17 protein-coding genes are annotated in these 16,110 nt (G+C 55.6%); 7 read left to right on the top strand and 10 right to left on the bottom strand.

The genetic code is table 11. The annotated features are described in order from the left end of the window. Positions 1-69: 69 nt before the first annotated feature. The 3 genes from bioD to ACR8BN_RS09550 form a co-directional block, all read right to left on the bottom strand. Positions 70-768, bottom strand: coding sequence for a dethiobiotin synthase (gene bioD / locus ACR8BN_RS09560; RefSeq protein ID WP_039388680.1), 699 nt, complete (start codon positions 766-768; stop codon positions 70-72). 113 nt (positions 769-881) lie between these two features. Then, positions 882-2,099 carry a sugar metabolism global transcriptional regulator Mlc gene (gene mlc, locus ACR8BN_RS09555; protein WP_010244790.1) on the bottom strand — a complete coding sequence of 406 codons (1,218 nt, stop codon included), beginning with the start codon at positions 2,097-2,099 and terminating at the stop codon, positions 882-884. A 130-nt stretch (positions 2,100-2,229) separates the two neighbouring features. Continuing rightward, positions 2,230-3,123: a LysR family transcriptional regulator gene (locus ACR8BN_RS09550; RefSeq protein WP_010670180.1), complete on the bottom strand. Its 894-nt coding sequence runs from the start codon at positions 3,121-3,123 to the stop codon at positions 2,230-2,232. Positions 3,124-3,218: 95 nt separating this feature from the next. Here ACR8BN_RS09550 and ACR8BN_RS09545 point away from each other — a divergent pair, with 95 nt between their 5' ends. The 4 genes from ACR8BN_RS09545 (at position 3,219) to ACR8BN_RS09530 (ending at position 6,913) form a co-directional block, all read left to right on the top strand. Then, positions 3,219-4,472 carry an MFS transporter gene (locus tag ACR8BN_RS09545; RefSeq protein WP_425024374.1) on the top strand — a complete coding sequence of 418 codons (1,254 nt, stop codon included), beginning with the start codon at positions 3,219-3,221 and terminating at the stop codon, positions 4,470-4,472. Positions 4,473-4,639: 167 nt separating this feature from the next. Further along, the gene (locus ACR8BN_RS09540) at positions 4,640-4,900 is read left to right on the top strand and encodes a hypothetical protein (protein ID WP_031592383.1); all 261 of its coding nucleotides are present in this window, start codon (positions 4,640-4,642) and stop codon (positions 4,898-4,900) included. A 111-nt stretch (positions 4,901-5,011) separates the two neighbouring features. Next, positions 5,012-5,554, top strand: coding sequence for a cytochrome b561 (gene cybB / locus ACR8BN_RS09535; protein WP_425024375.1), 543 nt, complete (start codon positions 5,012-5,014; stop codon positions 5,552-5,554). A gap of 174 nt (positions 5,555-5,728) precedes the next feature. Next, a complete protein-coding gene (locus tag ACR8BN_RS09530; protein WP_010244774.1) occupies positions 5,729-6,913 on the top strand; it encodes a sugar transporter in 1,185 nt (394 codons plus the stop codon). 62 nt (positions 6,914-6,975) lie between these two features. Here ACR8BN_RS09530 and bhsA (ACR8BN_RS09525) read toward each other — a convergent pair whose 3' ends face one another. Continuing rightward, positions 6,976-7,233, bottom strand: coding sequence for a multiple stress resistance protein BhsA (bhsA, locus tag ACR8BN_RS09525; RefSeq protein WP_010670183.1), 258 nt, complete (start codon positions 7,231-7,233; stop codon positions 6,976-6,978). Between the two features lie 38 nt (positions 7,234-7,271). Beyond that, the gene (gene bhsA, locus ACR8BN_RS09520) at positions 7,272-7,529 is read right to left on the bottom strand and encodes a multiple stress resistance protein BhsA (RefSeq protein WP_425010769.1); all 258 of its coding nucleotides are present in this window, start codon (positions 7,527-7,529) and stop codon (positions 7,272-7,274) included. Between the two features lie 307 nt (positions 7,530-7,836). On the opposite strand from bhsA (ACR8BN_RS09520), the gene ACR8BN_RS09515 reads away from it, so the two are divergent. After that, the gene (locus ACR8BN_RS09515; protein WP_062757681.1) at positions 7,837-8,487 is read left to right on the top strand and encodes a TetR/AcrR family transcriptional regulator; all 651 of its coding nucleotides are present in this window, start codon (positions 7,837-7,839) and stop codon (positions 8,485-8,487) included. 47 nt (positions 8,488-8,534) lie between these two features. On the opposite strand, the gene rhaM is transcribed toward ACR8BN_RS09515, so the two are convergent. Genes rhaM through rhaB form a run of 4 tightly spaced genes read right to left on the bottom strand, consistent with a single transcriptional unit; the run spans position 8,535 to position 12,413 of the window. After that, on the bottom strand, positions 8,535-8,849 hold the full coding sequence (rhaM, locus tag ACR8BN_RS09510) for an L-rhamnose mutarotase (protein WP_010670186.1): 315 nt from the start codon (positions 8,847-8,849) through the stop codon (positions 8,535-8,537). Further along, positions 8,839-9,681 carry a rhamnulose-1-phosphate aldolase gene (gene rhaD, locus ACR8BN_RS09505; protein ID WP_434746856.1) on the bottom strand — a complete coding sequence of 281 codons (843 nt, stop codon included), beginning with the start codon at positions 9,679-9,681 and terminating at the stop codon, positions 8,839-8,841. The genes rhaM and rhaD overlap by 11 nt, the downstream gene beginning before the upstream one ends. Positions 9,682-9,691: 10 nt before the next feature. Then, the gene (locus ACR8BN_RS09500) at positions 9,692-10,948 is read right to left on the bottom strand and encodes an L-rhamnose isomerase (RefSeq protein ID WP_434746855.1); all 1,257 of its coding nucleotides are present in this window, start codon (positions 10,946-10,948) and stop codon (positions 9,692-9,694) included. Continuing rightward, positions 10,941-12,413, bottom strand: coding sequence for a rhamnulokinase (gene rhaB / locus ACR8BN_RS09495; RefSeq protein ID WP_434746854.1), 1,473 nt, complete (start codon positions 12,411-12,413; stop codon positions 10,941-10,943). Before rhaB ends, ACR8BN_RS09500 begins: the two co-directional genes overlap by 8 nt. 291 nt (positions 12,414-12,704) lie before the next feature. Here rhaB and rhaS point away from each other — a divergent pair, with 291 nt between their 5' ends. Together rhaS and rhaR are read left to right on the top strand one after the other, a co-directional pair. Next, complete coding sequence (gene rhaS / locus ACR8BN_RS09490; protein WP_029519076.1) at positions 12,705-13,526, top strand: HTH-type transcriptional activator RhaS; 822 nt, start codon at positions 12,705-12,707, stop codon at positions 13,524-13,526. A gap of 11 nt (positions 13,527-13,537) precedes the next feature. Next, a complete protein-coding gene (gene rhaR, locus ACR8BN_RS09485) occupies positions 13,538-14,401 on the top strand; it encodes an HTH-type transcriptional activator RhaR (protein ID WP_031592393.1) in 864 nt (287 codons plus the stop codon). 347 nt (positions 14,402-14,748) lie between these two features. On the opposite strand, the gene rhaT is transcribed toward rhaR, so the two are convergent. Then, complete coding sequence (gene rhaT / locus ACR8BN_RS09480) at positions 14,749-15,783, bottom strand: L-rhamnose/proton symporter RhaT (RefSeq protein WP_033787799.1); 1,035 nt, start codon at positions 15,781-15,783, stop codon at positions 14,749-14,751. Positions 15,784-16,110: the final 327 nt, after the last annotated feature.

Here is a 16,110-nt window from a genome sequence, read left to right as displayed (position 1 = left end):
AAGACAGCCGACAACAAGCCTGAAACTTTAGGCTCACTGCCGACTCAGATGACTTGGTTTGTTTCATAATCAGGCGATCTTTGCACTCACAGCGTGCAGACTGTTCTGCTCCAGCAGAGAAATATCGATGTAAGGCGTCAGATCGCGCTGTTCCGCTCGTGGCAGATAAGGCAGCTCGCCCAGCAGCGGCGCTGTGATTTTTTCACGCAGAATCTCAATAATGTCGCTGTACTGCGCCAGTCCCGGATTAATGCGGTTGGCTACCCAGCCCACCAGTGGCAGTCCATCCTGCGCTATCGCTTCTGCTGTTAACAGGGCGTGACTGATACAACCCGACTGGATACCGACCACCAGCACCACCGGCAGTTGCTGCTCAACGACCCAGCAGGAGAGCGGACGTCCGTCGTTCATCAGGCTGCGCCAGCCGCCAGTGCCCTCCACGACCACGCGATCGGCCTGCTGCGTCAGGCTGCTTAAGCCCTGTGTCAGCAATGCGTAATCAATAATCTGGCTCGGATGGGTGCAGATCTCCTCTTCCTGAAAGGCCAGCGGATTGATCGCCTGATAGGGTAAATCGATGGATGAAGCGCTTTGCAGAACCTGTGCATCTTTGTTACGCAGGCCGTCAGCGGTTTTGACCGCGCAGCGCGCGACGGGCTTGTACCCGACGGCACTGAGCCTGGCCTGGATAAAACTTTGTAACAGGGCGCGTGACACCACCGTTTTGCCCACTGCGGTGTCAGTGCCGGTAACAAATAGTCTGTTCACTCAACTTCTCCTCTCGAACCGTTGTGGTTAATCGGTGATTAACCTTGCTGCGAACAGGCATTTTAAGGAATGGAGGATGAGAACAGATTGCGTTAGCGCAAGATTAGGCCCGCTTAACCTTGCAACAGTTTCACTAACAGGTGTCCGTTATAGAGCGCGTCCTTGATCAGCGCTGCGCCGCCTAACGTTCCCGGCTCGCTAAATTCGGTAGGTGCCAGCTGGATACTCGCGCTGTAGGCCGGGAGTGATTGCTGCAGAATGGTGTTGCTCACGGCCGGAAACAGCACATCCGCGGCGGCATTCAGGGGGGAACCGATAAGAATATGTTGAGGATTGAAGATGTTGACCATCATCGCCAGAATCCGGCCAACATGGTGACCCACGCTGGCGATGGTGTCGCGCGCCAGACGGTCGCCAGACTGCGCCGCTGCGCACAGCGACTCCAGCGTCAGCGGCTGGTTATTGAGCAGGCTGTCGGGCTGGGCCGGCAGACGCTGCGCCGCCAGCGCCAGCAGACTGCCGGTGCTGGCTACGGTCTCCAGACAGCCATGATTACCGCAGTAGCACTGCTGACCATACGGGTCGATCTGAGTATGCCCGATCTCGACCAGCGCCCTGCCACTTTTATGCAACAGCTGACCGCCACTGATCACCCCGGCTCCCACGGTTTCATCAATCACAATCTGAATTACATCCTGCGCACCACGTGAGGCACCAAACAGCGACTCCGCCAGCGTCCAGGCTGAAATGTCGTGCTGCACAAACACCGGTAAGCCGGTTCGCGCCGCCAGCGCATCGCCCAGCGGCATATCGCGCACCTCATAACCCGGTAGCCGATGCACCACACCTGACGCGGCGTTGATCAGCCCTGGCAATGTAATGGCAATGGCCGTAAGGCGTTCCAGCTTCTTCTGATGACGAATAAAGAAGGCATCAACCTGTTCAATCAGCGCGGTAAGTAACGGCTGAGCAGACTCATCAGGCAGCGGCAGGCTCTCCTCCACCAGTTCCTTGCTGCTGAGATCGCGCAGCGTAAACGTCATGGCGCCGCGATGCAGGCGAATAGCCAGATAGTGCCAGGCGTCGGTATCCAGTATCAGGCCTATCGCCGGACGTCCACGACTGCCTGGATCCTGAAACTCGGTCTCCTGCACTAAATGTGCGTCCAGCATTTCACGCACAATTTTGGTAATGCTGGCCGGAGCAAGCTGGGCACGGCGGGAAAGCTCGATACGCGAAATGGGACCATAACGGTCAATTAATCGATATACGACACCTGCATTAGTCTGTTTGATCTGGTCAATGTGGCCAGGTTGACTGTCCGGATTCACAACCCTGCTCCCGGTTATTTTCGCGCTTCTAAATAAACATGCGCCATGGTGAGCCAGATCCGGCGACAGCGTCAAATATTTGATTAGAAATGTGATTTATCGCACAGATTGATGCGGTGTTGCCCGCGCATCAGGGCCGGTTTCGCCGCAGCAACGCCATCATGTTTTCCATCTGCGCATTTATTTCGCGTCCGGCTGACCAGACCAGCCACAGCTCTGAAATGGCATCCTCTTCCGTTAATGGTAACCAGACCAGATCGGCCAGCCGCGCCCGACGAAATGAGGCAGGCAGAATGGAGACGCCTAACCCGGTTGCCACCAGCCCCAGTATGGTCATCGCCTCACCCACTTCCTGCGTAATAAAGGGCTTGATATGGTAGCGGTGCAGCAGCGCCAGAATATCGCTATAGAGCGCGGTTCCGCCCTGAGGATCAAAGAAAACAAAAGGTTCCGCCGCCAGGGCGGTGACAGAGATTTTATCAGCGTCAGCCAGCGGATGCGCCTTATGCACCACGGCATAAAGCGGCTCACTCAGCAGCAGCTGATGACGCAGATCGGCGGGCAGCGGCGTGTTGCGCATCACGCCGAGATCGAGCCGTCCATCATGAAGCGGCGCCAGCTGCTGGCGGGTATTAATCTCCTGCATCTGAATATGTACCTGCGGCCAGCGCTGACGAAACCGGAATAGCGCGTCAGAGACCACGGCGGTAAACGGGGCCGAGGAGGTAAAGCCAATCCGCAGCTCCCCCTCCTCACCACGATGCAGCCGGGCGGCGCGATCGGCCGCCTGCTCAACCTGCAAAAGAATCGCGCGGGCGTCACTCAGCAGTTGCTGTCCGGCAGCGGTAAGCTGCACGCTGCGGTTAGTGCGATTGAACAGCCTTGCGCCCGTTTCTGTTTCCAGCTGAATAATCTGCTGGCTGAGCGGCGGCTGAGAAATGTTCAGACGCTGGGCCGCCCGCCCGAAATGTAACTCTTCCGCCACCGCAACAAAGTAGCGCAGATGACGCAGTTCGATATTCATATCTTAAACGTCTCATTTGAGATTATTAATATATTAGACATCATAATGCCGCTTTCCTAAGCTGACGACAGGTTTTCTAAATTTGAGGAAAATGTGTGAGTCGCTCAATACAGGCTGTCACAGTGGATGAGAATGCGGTCTCTGCGCCGCCAGAGTCTGTTGCCGCTTCAGGTCATATCCGCCGGGATTCGCCACAGTTTATGCGCGTGACGCTGGCGCTTTTCTCCGCCGGGCTGGCGACCTTTGCCCTGCTCTACTGTGTACAGCCGATTCTGCCGGTGCTGTCACAGCAGTTCGGTATCTCTCCGGCAACCAGCAGCCTGTCGCTCTCCATCTCGACCGGCCTGATGGCGCTGGGCCTGCTGGTAACCGGGCCGCTCTCTGATGCTATCGGTCGTAAATCGGTGATGGTCACAGCCCTGATGCTGGCCGCCATCTGCACGCTGATCTCGGCTACCATGAACAGCTGGCACGGCATTCTGATTATGCGGGCGCTGATGGGGTTGTCGCTGAGTGGCGTGGCGGCGGTCGGCATGACCTACCTCAGCGAGGAGATGGATGCACGCGTCGTCGCCTTTTCCATGGGGTTATATATCAGCGGTAACTCGATAGGCGGGATGAGCGGTCGACTGCTGAGCGGTGTACTGACTGACCTCTTCTCATGGCGACTCGCCGTGGCGGTAATCGGCTGTTTTTCGCTGGCCTCGGCGCTGATGTTCTGGAAGATTCTGCCTGCGTCGCGCCATTTCCGGCCCATTACGCTGCGTCCGCGTAATCTGCTGATTAACTTCCGGCTGCACTGGCGCGATCCGGGCCTTCCCTGGCTGTTTGCCGAAGGATTCCTGCTGATGGGAGCCTTTGTCACCCTGTTTAACTATATTGGCTACCGTTTACTGGATGCGCCCTGGCATCTCAGCCAGGCCGTGGTCGGACTGTTATCAGTGGTCTACCTCACCGGCTCCTGGAGTTCGCCTAAAGCGGGCGCGCTGACCAACCGGTTGGGGCGGGGACCGGTGATGCTGGGTGCTACCGCCATCATGCTGCTGGGTTTGCTGATTACCGCCTTCAACTCCCTCTGGCTGATCCTGCCTGGGATGATGCTGTTCACCGCCGGTTTTTTTGCCGCCCATGCGGTTGCCAGCGGCTGGATTGGCCCCCGGGCGCGCCGGGCAAGAGGCCAGGCCTCTTCACTCTATCTGTTCAGCTACTACGTGGGTTCCAGCGTCGCGGGTACGCTGGGAGGCGTGTTCTGGCATAATTTTGGCTGGTTCGGGATTACGCTGTTTATCAGCGTCCTGCTGATCCTGGCGTTACTGATTGCCTGGCGTCTGCACAGTAAAAAACTCTGAGAATGTCTTCTCTTGCCAGGCCTGACTTCTCCTGCGGGCCTGGCGGTTTATCACAATAAACGCGCTATTCAGAGCCACAGCAAACAAAATGCAGGTTTCCCGCTATAATCGTTTTTATTGTAATAATTCATCTGCTTTGCCTTTTAACACGGCAACAAGGAACGCCTGTGGCTCTCTACTACTACGTCAATAAACAATCAGGATATAACAATAATCATGTGGTTCATGCCGCAGGCTGCCCCCATCTTCCCGACATCGATAACCGGATGTTTCTGGGCAGTTTTTACCATGTGAATGCCGCCATCCTGCAGGCTAAAAAATATTATGCTGGCGCAATCGGCTGTGAAAACTGTTGTCCGCTCAAAAATGTTGACCAGCAGGCCACCCAGCTCAGCGTGGCCCTGAAGCACACCCCGTCTTCGCGTTAATCTGATCCACCTGGTAAGGTGAAAAAATTTTTACCGCTGCGCTAATTTGTTAAGAATTAGCGCTGTTTTCCGTTATGTTAATCTTCCTGATTCTCTTTAATGGAATGCACAATGCGGGATAAGTTTGCGCGCGCTCAGATAGCCCTTCACTGGCTCACCTTTTTACTGGTAGTGACGGCCTACGCCACCATTGAACTGCGCGGTTTTGCACAGCGCGGATCCTGGCAGGGTTATGCCATGATCATTACCCATTTCAGCGCCGGCGCGACCATTCTGGTATTGATGCTTGTCCGCCTCTTGTTACGCACCCGGCATCGCACACCGCCCATTACTCCCGCTCCGCCGCGCTGGCAAACCGGGCTGGCACATCTGACCCATACCCTGCTCTATGCCCTGTTTATCACTCTGCCGATCCTCGGCCTGACATCGCGTTATCTTAAAGGTCGGGAATGGTGGCTGTTTGGCATCAGCATGCCGGTCGCGCCTGAACCTGACTTTGATATGGCAGATATGCTGATTGGCTGGCATGAAACTCTGGCACCGCTGGGTTACTGGCTGATCGGGCTGCATGCTGCTGCCGCACTGTTCCATCACTATCTGCTCAAAGACAATACTCTGCTGCGAATAATGCCCGCCCGTCGTCGCGGTCAATAACCTCAGGCTATCGCCCTGTGATGGGGCGATAAAAAAATTTCAGCATTAAAAGGCGTTTATAAGGTTTCTCTTCCCGCTTTATTCACTACAATGGTCAGTAATTTGTGACGCAGGTCACTTTCGCTGGATGTTTCTGCCGCATCCGATTCGCTGTACTGACTGACTTGACTCCTCATGCAACCAACTACTGTTTCACGTAAAACTGCCTGGCTACGCGTGGTATTGCTGGCCATCGCCGCCTTTGTGTTTAATACCACCGAATTTGTGCCGGTTGGCCTGTTATCCGACATAGCTGCTGACTTTTCAATGCAGACGGCTGACGTCGGGATCATGCTGACCATCTATGCCTGGGTGGTCGCACTGCTCTCACTGCCGCTGATGCTGCTGACCCGCAATATCGAGCGTCGACTGCTGCTGGGCGTGCTGTTCCTGATCTTTATCGTCAGCCACGTACTTTCTACCGTTGCCTGGGATTTCCGGTCGCTGATGGTCTCACGGGTGGGTATCGCCCTGTCTCACGCGGTGTTCTGGTCGATCACCGCCTCTCTGGCGATTCGCGTCGCTCCGGCCGGTAAGAAAACTCAGGCGCTGAGTATGCTGGCAACCGGTACCGCGCTGGCGATGGTGCTGGGCGTGCCGATTGGCCGTGTGGTGGGTCAGTATCTTGGCTGGCGTACGACCTTCGGCGCGATTGGCCTCTCGGCGCTGGTGCTGATGATTATGCTGGTACGTATCCTGCCGCGTCTGCCGAGTGAACATACCGGCTCGCTGAGCAGTGTGCCGATGCTGTTTCGCCGTCCGGCGCTGGTCAGCATGTATCTGCTGGTGACGCTGGTCGTTACCGCGCATTACACCGCTTACAGCTATATCGAACCCTTTATGCAAACCGTGGCCCATTCCAGTGGCAACTTCACCACCCTGCTACTGCTGCTGTTTGGCTCTGCGGGCATTGTAGGTAGCGTACTGTTCAGCACACTCGGTAATAAGTTTCCCTCCGGGCTGCTGATTGCGGCCATCGCGCTGATCACCCTGTGCATGGGCCTGCTGATTTTTGCTGCCGTTCGCCCTGCGGCTATCTCAACGCTATGCGTTGTCTGGGGAATGGCGATGATGATGATCGGACTGGGTATGCAGGTGCGGGTGCTGTCGCTGGCACCGGATGCCACGGATGTGGCGATGTCGCTGATGTCCGGTATCTACAATATCGGTATCGGCGCGGGTGCGCTGCTGGGTAATCAGGTCAGCCTGCATCTGAGCATGGCGGAAGTCGGCAATGTCGGCGGGATGATTGGCCTGGTGGCATTACTCTGGTGTGTTTATATCTTCCGTCGTTATCCACAGTTACGCAGTAACGGATAATAAAAAAAGGCTTCAGATAAGCGGGTTATCTGAAGCCTGTTCAGGGTTATTTACCGCTCACTTTATCTATAAAGAACGGCTGTGCCATGCAGGTTGTTGCTGCCAGAGGTCGAAGTGATGCGGAAAGACTTTGCTCCTGCATCGCTGGCCTTTTCTGACAGTTGCTGCTCCAGCGAAAGCAGATTAGTACTGCCCGTTGCGCTGATGACACCGATTTTTTGCTGATCCAGCGGTGTGCTGCTGACCTGCTGGGCCGCTACGCTGGCAAATGACAGACCGCTTAGCACCGCCGCCACGACCATCATATTGATACTTTTCATAACGAACCCCTTCTCACTTATTCTGTTGAAAACCAAAATTACTGATAAATCACAGCCGTGCCGTGCAGTTTGTTCTGGCCGCTGGTTGAGGTGATGCGGAACGATTTCGCACCCGCTTCATCCGCTTTAGCACTCAGCTGCGCTTCAACAGAAGACAGATTGGAGCCGCCCAGTACAGAAATGGTGCCAACTGGCTGCTGATTAACAGGTTCGCTGGTCACCAGGTCAGCGGCAGACGCGCCAAAAGTCAGAGTAGTCAGTGCCAGTGCTGCCAGGGTGGTTTTGATGTTTTTCATAATAATCTCTCTATTCAATATTGAAATTCGGTTGGTCTGAATGGGTTGCCACTATTTAATTAATGACCGTTAAACAAATGATAGACCCCGATACGGTTTGTCGTCAACATTTATTTAATGAGCGTTATATTATTCGCGAAGTGGCGTGATTATGGGCTTCAGCCTCATTTCTGACTTAACCTAAGGGGCTGTAATAATGTGCTGGCGCACAAAATGGCAACCCCTGTCGGCGGCATCCACGCCAGGCCTTGCACATTTTTATAATGATCGGTAATTTAATAGGGTGTTTTACTGTCAGTGAGGGTGTATGAGTCAGGTTCAGGATTGCGATGTAAAGAAATGCCGCGGCCGACCAAAAGTGTTCGATCGCGAAGCAGCGCTCGATAAAGCACTGACCCTGTTCTGGACGCACGGTTACGAGGGAACTTCTCTGGCCGATCTGGTGGCCGCAACCGGCGCGAAAGCACCGACCCTCTACGCCGAGTTTGTTAATAAAGAGGGGTTGTTTCGCGCGGCGATGGAGCGCTATGTGGAGAAGTTCAGTGCATGGCGTGAAGCGGCATTGGGCGATGACCAGTTACCGGTGGATCGGGCTATTGAAGCCTATTTACGCGCCACCGCGGCCTGTTTTACCGAACGTGACTCTCCCGGCGGCTGTTTCTTTATCTGCACCTCGACCGCCCTGTCGGCGGCTTCAGCAGAGATTGCCACCATGCTGCAACAGCAGCATCAGTCGCAGGAGCATGTGTTAAAAGATTTTCTGCTGGCGCGTCAGCAGCGTGGCGAACTGAGTGCTTCAGTAAACATTCCCGCGCTGTCACGTTATCTGAGTTGTATGCTGCAGGGCATGTCGGTGCGGGCGCGTGAAGGCGTTGAGCGTGACGATCTGGAGAGCATTATTGATACGCTGATGGCGATGTGGCCGACACTGACCGGCTTGTGTCAGGCTAAGCGTTAAAAATATCAGGGCGGCGATGCCGCCCTTTTCATCTTTTATTCCCGATTTTATTCCAGAAAGAAAACCGGTTTTAATGGCTCACTGATCGGGCTGTTATCTGCATTCGACGGCATCAGATCTTTCATTGATGCCCACCAGCGCTGACAGACCTCTGTTTCCGCCACCGCGTTCCAGCGCTCCTCAGATTCAATCTCAACGCTGGCGAACAGCAGATGCCGCTCGGCGTCCAGCCAGATGGCATAGTTGTGCGCGCCGTGCGCTTTCAGGGTTTCGGCCAGTTCAGGCCAGATCGGTGAGTGCCGACGCTCATACTCTGCATGGCAATAAGGATTCACCTGCATCACAAAGGCTTTACGCAGCATTAGCAGGCCCTGCATCCAGCGCCGGTTGCCACGGCGTCACACCAAAGCGCTCACCCAATGCAACCAGCTGTTCTGTGGTGATACTCTGACGAATACCGCCCATCGACAGCACTTTGACGATCACTTCTGAGGATTTCTCCGCCGTATCAATCAGACCAAAAGTCTCATCGAGTGTCGGGCCCGTGCCAAAGACACCGTGGAATGGCCACATCACCAGGGTATGTGACTGCATCTGCCCGGCGGTCGCGGTGCCGATTTCATCGGTGCCGGGCACCATCCAGGGTAAAACACCCACACCATCCGGGAACACCACCAGACATTCGGTACTCCCTTCCCACAGCAGGCGGGTAAAGCGGGCGGAATCCATCTCAACCACATAGCTTAAGGCCATAAAGTTGGTAGCGTGACAGTGCATGATCACCCGGTCTGCACCCTTGCTGACCACTTTACGCACCGCATGAGACTGAAAGTGTGACGCCAGTTCAGAGGTCGGCAAACCGCCATTCGACAGGCCCCAGTGAATTTTATAAGAGAGCCCTTTGTCATCGACCTGCAGCAGTGCCAGACAATCCGCCGGATCCAACTGGACATTACGCATGAATTTTCCTGACCCGGTCACCAGAAACCAGTCATTCGCCAGCGCTGGCGCGGGTTGTGTCAGCTCAATACAGCGCGGTTCCTGGCAGAAATCAGCGGCAAAAGGTTTAACCTCCTCTTCCAGCAGACGCAGGCTGACGTTACCGCCGTTACGTTCGTCCCAGCCCTTCAGCCACATATCGCTGGTAGCTTTGACCATTCCCTTAACAAACCCGGAAGAAAGAATGCTTTGCATAGTGAAATCCTTAACGTTGGCTCAAAATCTGTTGTTCATAATGGCGGACGTCGCCTAACCAGCTGGCATCAGCCGGGACGTCATGGCGCAGGCACCAGGCTTCCCATACCGCCTGCCACGGCAATGATTTTTGCTCTTCCAGCAGCGTAAGCCGCGCGGTGTAATCGCCCTCGTTCTCGGCCTGGCGCAGACGGTCGGTTGGCTCCAGCAGGGCACGCAGCAGCGCTTTTTTGGTGTTACGGGTGCCGATAACCCAGGCAGCAATCCGGTTGATAGAGGCGTCGAAGAAATCGAGTCCGATATGCACTTTGTCGAACAGCTGATGGCGGACGATCTCACTGGCGATCGCCTGAGTTTCATCATCCAGCAGCACCACATGGTCGCTGTCCCAGCGCACCGGGCGGCTGACGTGCAGCAGCAGACGCGGCACATAGAGCATCGCGGCGGAAATTTTGTCGGAGATCACTTCGGTGGGATGGAAATGTCCTGCATCCAGGCATAGTGCCGTCTGGCGGCTGGCGGCGTAACCAAGATAAAACTCATTGGAGCCCACGGTGTAGCTCTCTGCGCCAATGCCAAACAGCTTGCTCTCAACCGCGTCGATATGGTGCTGCGGATTCAGTTTTTCTGAGATGACCTCATCCAGTGCGCTCATCAGACGCTGACGCGGGGCCAGGCGATCCACGGTAATATCTTTCATTCCGTCCGGCACCCAGATATTCATCACTGATGGCGTGCCAAGCTGATCACCAAACGAAGCGGAGATGCGGCGACTCGCTTTGCAGTGATCGATCCAGAACTGACGCACGGTTTTATCACTGTGCGACAGCGTAAAACCGTCGGCACTCATCGGATGCGAGAAGCAGCTGGGGTTAAAATCCAGCCCTACCTTGTGCTCTTTCGCCCAGGCGACCCAATTGGCGAAATGGGCAGGTTCAATGGCATTCCGCTCTACTGGCTTGTCGCTTTCCAGATAGATAGCGTGCAGGTTCAGACGTTTTGCGCCTGGGATCAGAGACATCGCCTTGTCGATATCGCTGCGTAATTCACTGGCATTCCGTGCCCGCCCCGGATAGTTGCCGGTCGCCTGGATACCGCCTGTTAATGCGCCCTGTGGGTTCTCAAACCCCCGGACATCATCCCCCTGCCAGCAGTGCATCGAGACAGGAATGCTGTCCAGCTGGCGAATGGCCTGTTCAACATCAACTCCATTATCAGCGTAGCGTTGTTTAGCCAGTTCAAAAGCCTGTTCAATCTGCTTAGTCATAAGCGGGTTCCTTAGCGGGTTGACTCAGCGTCGCAAAGCGTGCCTGACTGGCACTGAAGACGCTGTGAGTTTGCGGTTCAAATTTTTCCAGTGGGAAGTTGTTGATGACGCTGCAGCGGAAATCAGCCACATCGATCAGTTCGCCAAGTGCAATCAGCTGGCAACCAACGTTACCCAGCGTGGAGGCTTCAACCGGACCTGCCAGCACCGGAATCTGGCAGGCATCGGCACAGAGCTGGTTAAGAAAACGGTTCTGACTGCCGCCCCCTACCACGTGAAGCTGATTGAAAGGTTTGCCTCGCAGCTCTGCCAGTTCCTGGATCACCTCGCGATAGAGCAGTGCCAGGCTGTCAAATATGCAGCGGGCCAGCGCGGCGGCAGATTGTGGCACTGGCATTCCCTGCTCTGCGCAGGCGTTCTGAATCTCGTTAACCATGCTGTCGGGATTGATGAAGCGCGCATCGTTGGGACTAATCAGTGAAACACAGGCGGGCTGGCGGGCCGACTGATCAATCAGTGCGCTGAGATCGTCAATCTGCAGTTCGCCGCAGATGCGCTGCAACAGCCATAAGCCCATGATGTTTTTCAGTACGCGGTAGCCTTCTGCGCCGCCCTCATTGGTGATATTGGCGCGTAACGCGGCATCGCAGGCATAAGGCTGCAAACTTTCAAAGCCCATCAGCGACCAGGTTCCGGAACTAAGATAGGCCGCATCGTCCTGCATCAGCGGCGTTGCCAGAACCGCGCTGGCGGTGTCGTGAGTGGCGACAGCAATCACCGGGACCGGCACACCCGCGCTATTGACCCAGTGGCCGACGGTGTTGCCCGGTGCCTGCGGCTGACCGAACCATTCAGGAGCAACCCCCGCCCAGGCGAGCAGATCACGATCCCATTCGCCGCTGTGAATATTGAGCATTTGCGTGGTGGTGGCGTTGGTGTATTCCCAGTTGAGATTGCCGGTCAGCCGATAATGCAGGTAGTCCGGCATCATCAGCGCATGCGCCACGCGGGCCTGCCAGTCGGGCTGCTGCTGATGCAGGGCACGCATCTGATAGAGCGTATTGAATGGCAGAAACTGAATGCCGGTTCGGGCGTAGATGGCACTGCGGCTCAGTTCGTGCTGCGCCTGCTCCATCAGGCCGTGGGTGCGCGCATCGCGGTAGCTGACCGCCTCACCCACCGGCTCGCCCTCTGCATCCAGCAGCACCATATCAACGCCCCAGGTGTCGATACCGATACTGTCTGGCACGATCTTCTCTTCGTCTAACTGAGCCAGCCCGGCGCGTATCTCCTGCTCAAGCATCGTCAGATCCCAGCAGTCATAACCGGCACGACGCTGGCACTTATTTTTAAAGCGCCGGACCTCACGAAGCGCCAGCTGGCGCTGCGCAGCATCCCAGCTTGCGAGCATGACGCGCCCGCTGGATGCTCCGAGATCAATAGCAACAATGTTTCTCCTGGTCATGGCGACTTTTCCCTGTGATTGAGTGGTCACAGAGTAAAAACCTGGCCGGTTAAAGACCTTCCCCGGAGTGCCAGCGGCTGATAAGCCCTGGCAGACTTGCAAAGAACTTCGTGAGAGAGATCACAGAGGCGAAAGGCGGGAGGATGTGACCCCTGCCGCAAATCTGTTAACTGCTGAGGATTTCTTGAAAAATCAGCATGATTCCTGCTGAGTCAGGCTGAAAATTCAAGGTAAGGTTAGAGTGTGCTGATTAGACTGCGTTACGGTTTTGTTAAGCAGCGAGAGATGACCATGACCATATTGCACAGTGCGGATTTTTTCCCCGAAGGCGATTACGCCATTGCGATTGAACCCCGCATACCCCAGGCAGCCTTCCCGGAACATCATCATGATTTCCATGAAATTGTGCTGGTTGAGCAAGGCTCTGGCATTCATGTGTTTAATGGTCAGCCACAAACGCTGTGCGCCGGTTGCGTCTGCTTTGTGCGCGATCACGATCGTCATCTCTACGAGCAGACCGACAACCTTTGCCTGACCAACGTGCTTTATCGCAGCCCCGGCGCGTTTCGCTTTCTCTCAGGGTTACAGGCTTTACTGCCCTGCGATCAGGACGGGCAATATGCTTCCCACTGGCGCATCAATCAAAAGGTGATGACGCAGGCGCTGAGTGTGGCGGCGCAGATGCAGCCGGATGATACCTGGTCGATGGAAAAACAGGCGCGTCAGGAACAGCTCTTTTTACAGTTGCTGGTGCTGTTGCGTGAGGCGTGCATTGATGGACAGAGTCAGGATCAGGAGGCGCGGCTGCATCGTCTGCTCGACTGGCTGGGTGAGCATTACAGTGATGAGATTATCTGGGATGAACTGGCTGATCGCTTCTCCCTGTCGCTGCGTACCCTGCATCGGCAAATGAAGCAGCAAACCGGCAGCACGCCGCAGCGCTACCTGAACCGTGTGCGGCTGTTGCAGGCCCGTCATCTGCTGCGTCACAGTGATATGCGAATTACCGATATCGCCTTCCAGTGTGGATTTGGTGACAGCAACCATTTCTCAACCCTGTTCAGGCGCGAATTTGGCTGCGCACCGCGAGCGGAGCGCCAGCAGATGATGTAAAGGAGCCAATCATGGCATTGATACTCAGTCGGGATGACTATTTTCCCGCCACTACGCTACCGGTGGCGGTCGCCGAAAGGATGCCACAACCCTCTTTCCCGCCGCACCGGCACGAGTTCAGTGAAATCGTGATTGTCTGGCGCGGCAACGGCCTGCACGTCCTCAACGATCGCCCCTGGCTGATTACCTGTGGCGACGTTTTTTATATCCGCGACAGTGACTGCCACAGCTACGACAGCGTTAACGATCTGGTGCTGGATAACATCCTCTACTGCCCTGACCGCTTTGGTCTTGCTCTTGACTGGAATCAACTGCTGCCGCAACAGGGGCCGGATGCGCCAGGCGGCTGGCGGCTGACCACGCGAGGGATGGCGCTGGCCCGGGGAGTGATCAGCCAGCTGGAGCGTGAAAGCCGAAAAAGCGATCCCCTGTCAGTTCAGCTCTCAGAGGCGCTGTTTTTACAGCTGGCGCTGATTCTGCGCCGCCACGGCTACGCGGCCGACCGCCCCTGGGCGTTGCCGGAGGGCGAACAGCTCGATCTGCTGATGTCAGCGCTACAGGGTGCGATTGCCCGCCCCTTTGATCTCGCAGAGTTTTGTCAGCTGAACCAGCTCAGCGAACGGGCGCTGAGGCAGCTTTTCCGTCAGCAGACCGGGATGACTATCGGTCATTACCTGCGTCAACTGCAGCTCTGTCAGGCAAAATATCTGCTGCGCACCCAGGATTGTCTGATTAGCGAGGTTGCCGCCCGTTGCGGCTTTGATGACAGTAACTATTTTTCGGTGGTCTTCACCCGTGACACCGGTTTACCTCCCAGCGCCTGGCGACAGCAATTTATCGCGCCACGCCAGGCGCTGAAAAGTTCCACGTCTTAATAAAACGGGCCTTCATTGAACGCTGTTGAGCAATTTACTGCACAAAAGTAGCAATAAATCAGCTAAAAGGCGCAGGGAACACAGTCAGAAGAGGAAAGCGTCCCACACCATGGACAAAAACGCCGGGAGCGTTTTTGAACAACGCAACGCGTTGGCCCGGCTACGGGCGCACCTCAGGGATGAGGTCCGTAATCGTGCGGGCCGGGCATGACATGGATGGCTGCTTTTGCGTCTTTCCGATCTGACCGGGTTCCCTGAGCGGGCACGATCTGACCGCCATTCTGATAACGCTAAGGGCCTGCATAGCAGGCCCGTTCTGTATTAAGACAGCGTCTCTGTATTCGCAATCAGGCTGCCATACCCAGACCAACAATATTGGCGGCAATGATAATCACCACACAGCCGATTGATAACACGCTGACCGGTCGGCGCCCCGCAGACTTCCACTCCTTCATCAGCAGCCCCACCAGACCACCACACAGGACATAAAGACTCATGTGCAGCATCCAGCTGACATAGTCATACTGCGCCGGGATTCTGGCATGGCCCCAGGCATAGAAGAAGAACTGCAGATACCACATGGTGCCGCCGAGCACCGCAAACGCGGTATTAGCAATCAGCAGCGACTTCCCGACCGAGAAGTCTTTACGCACCGACAGCTCTGGCCGGGTGGCCAGCCGCCAGAAACAGAAGGCCAGATTAACCAGTGCCCCGCCACCCATAATGATCACGTAGCTGGGCAGAGCCACATACAGCGGATCGATGCCAAGATTAGCGGCGGCCTGATGCATGGGTTTAGCCGCATCCATGGCAAAGGACATCCCCGCCGAGAAGATGCCGCACATCACCGCCAGCACCAGTCCTTTTCTGAGATTAAACTCTTCTGCGTTAATCCCCAGCGCCCGCTCTTTTAACAGCCCGGCACGCGACACAATTCCGACGCCAATCAGTGCCACCAGTACGCCCAGCAGGGTTAACCGGCCACCCGCCGACGCGAAGAGTTCACCAAAGCGCCCCTGCAGAAGCGGGGTCATCAGCGTGCCGACCACCAGGGTAATGCCAATCGCGATACCGATACCCATCGACATGCCGAGATAACGCATGGTCAGGCCGTAGTTGATATTGCCTATGCCCCACATCGCGCCAAACAGAAATACCGGTGTCAGCTGGGACAGTGAGAAGCTGCTGTAATAGGCCATAAAATCTGGCAGTAAAATGGCACTTACCGCCCACGGCAGGATCAGCCACGACATCAGGCCACCGATCGACCACATGGTTTCCCATGACCATCTTTTCACCTGTTTAAAAGGCGCGTAGAAACACGCGGCGCTGGCAGCTCCGACAAAATGCCAGAAGATACCCGCAATAATGGCACTGTTCATTGTTATTCCCCGGTTAGGTTGAGGCCTGTCGGAAACCTGTCTGCTTCCGCTCAGCAGGCAGTCTACGTTCAGCAGGAATTCCTCAGCCTTTGGATAAATGCCGGAAGCCACAGTGAAGTGGCAATATTTACCCGTTGTGCCCATCAGGGATCACAATTTCACCGTTGTCAGAAAACCGGACGATCAGTTAAGTAAGTAACTTATTATTCAATGTTTTTTTCATTTTTGCTGTGTGGCGCAGCACAATTCTGATCTGACTGCCATTCATAAGGGAAGGTTGGCAAATGTGCAAAGAAGCCTTTCATTAACGCGGGCAAGGCCGTATAA

Source organism: Pantoea sp. Lu_F5_004, assembly GCF_051136245.1.
GTDB classification, from domain to species: Bacteria; Pseudomonadota; Gammaproteobacteria; order Enterobacterales; family Enterobacteriaceae; genus Pantoea; species Pantoea agglomerans.
This window is presented reverse-complemented; position numbering and strand designations above follow the sequence as displayed.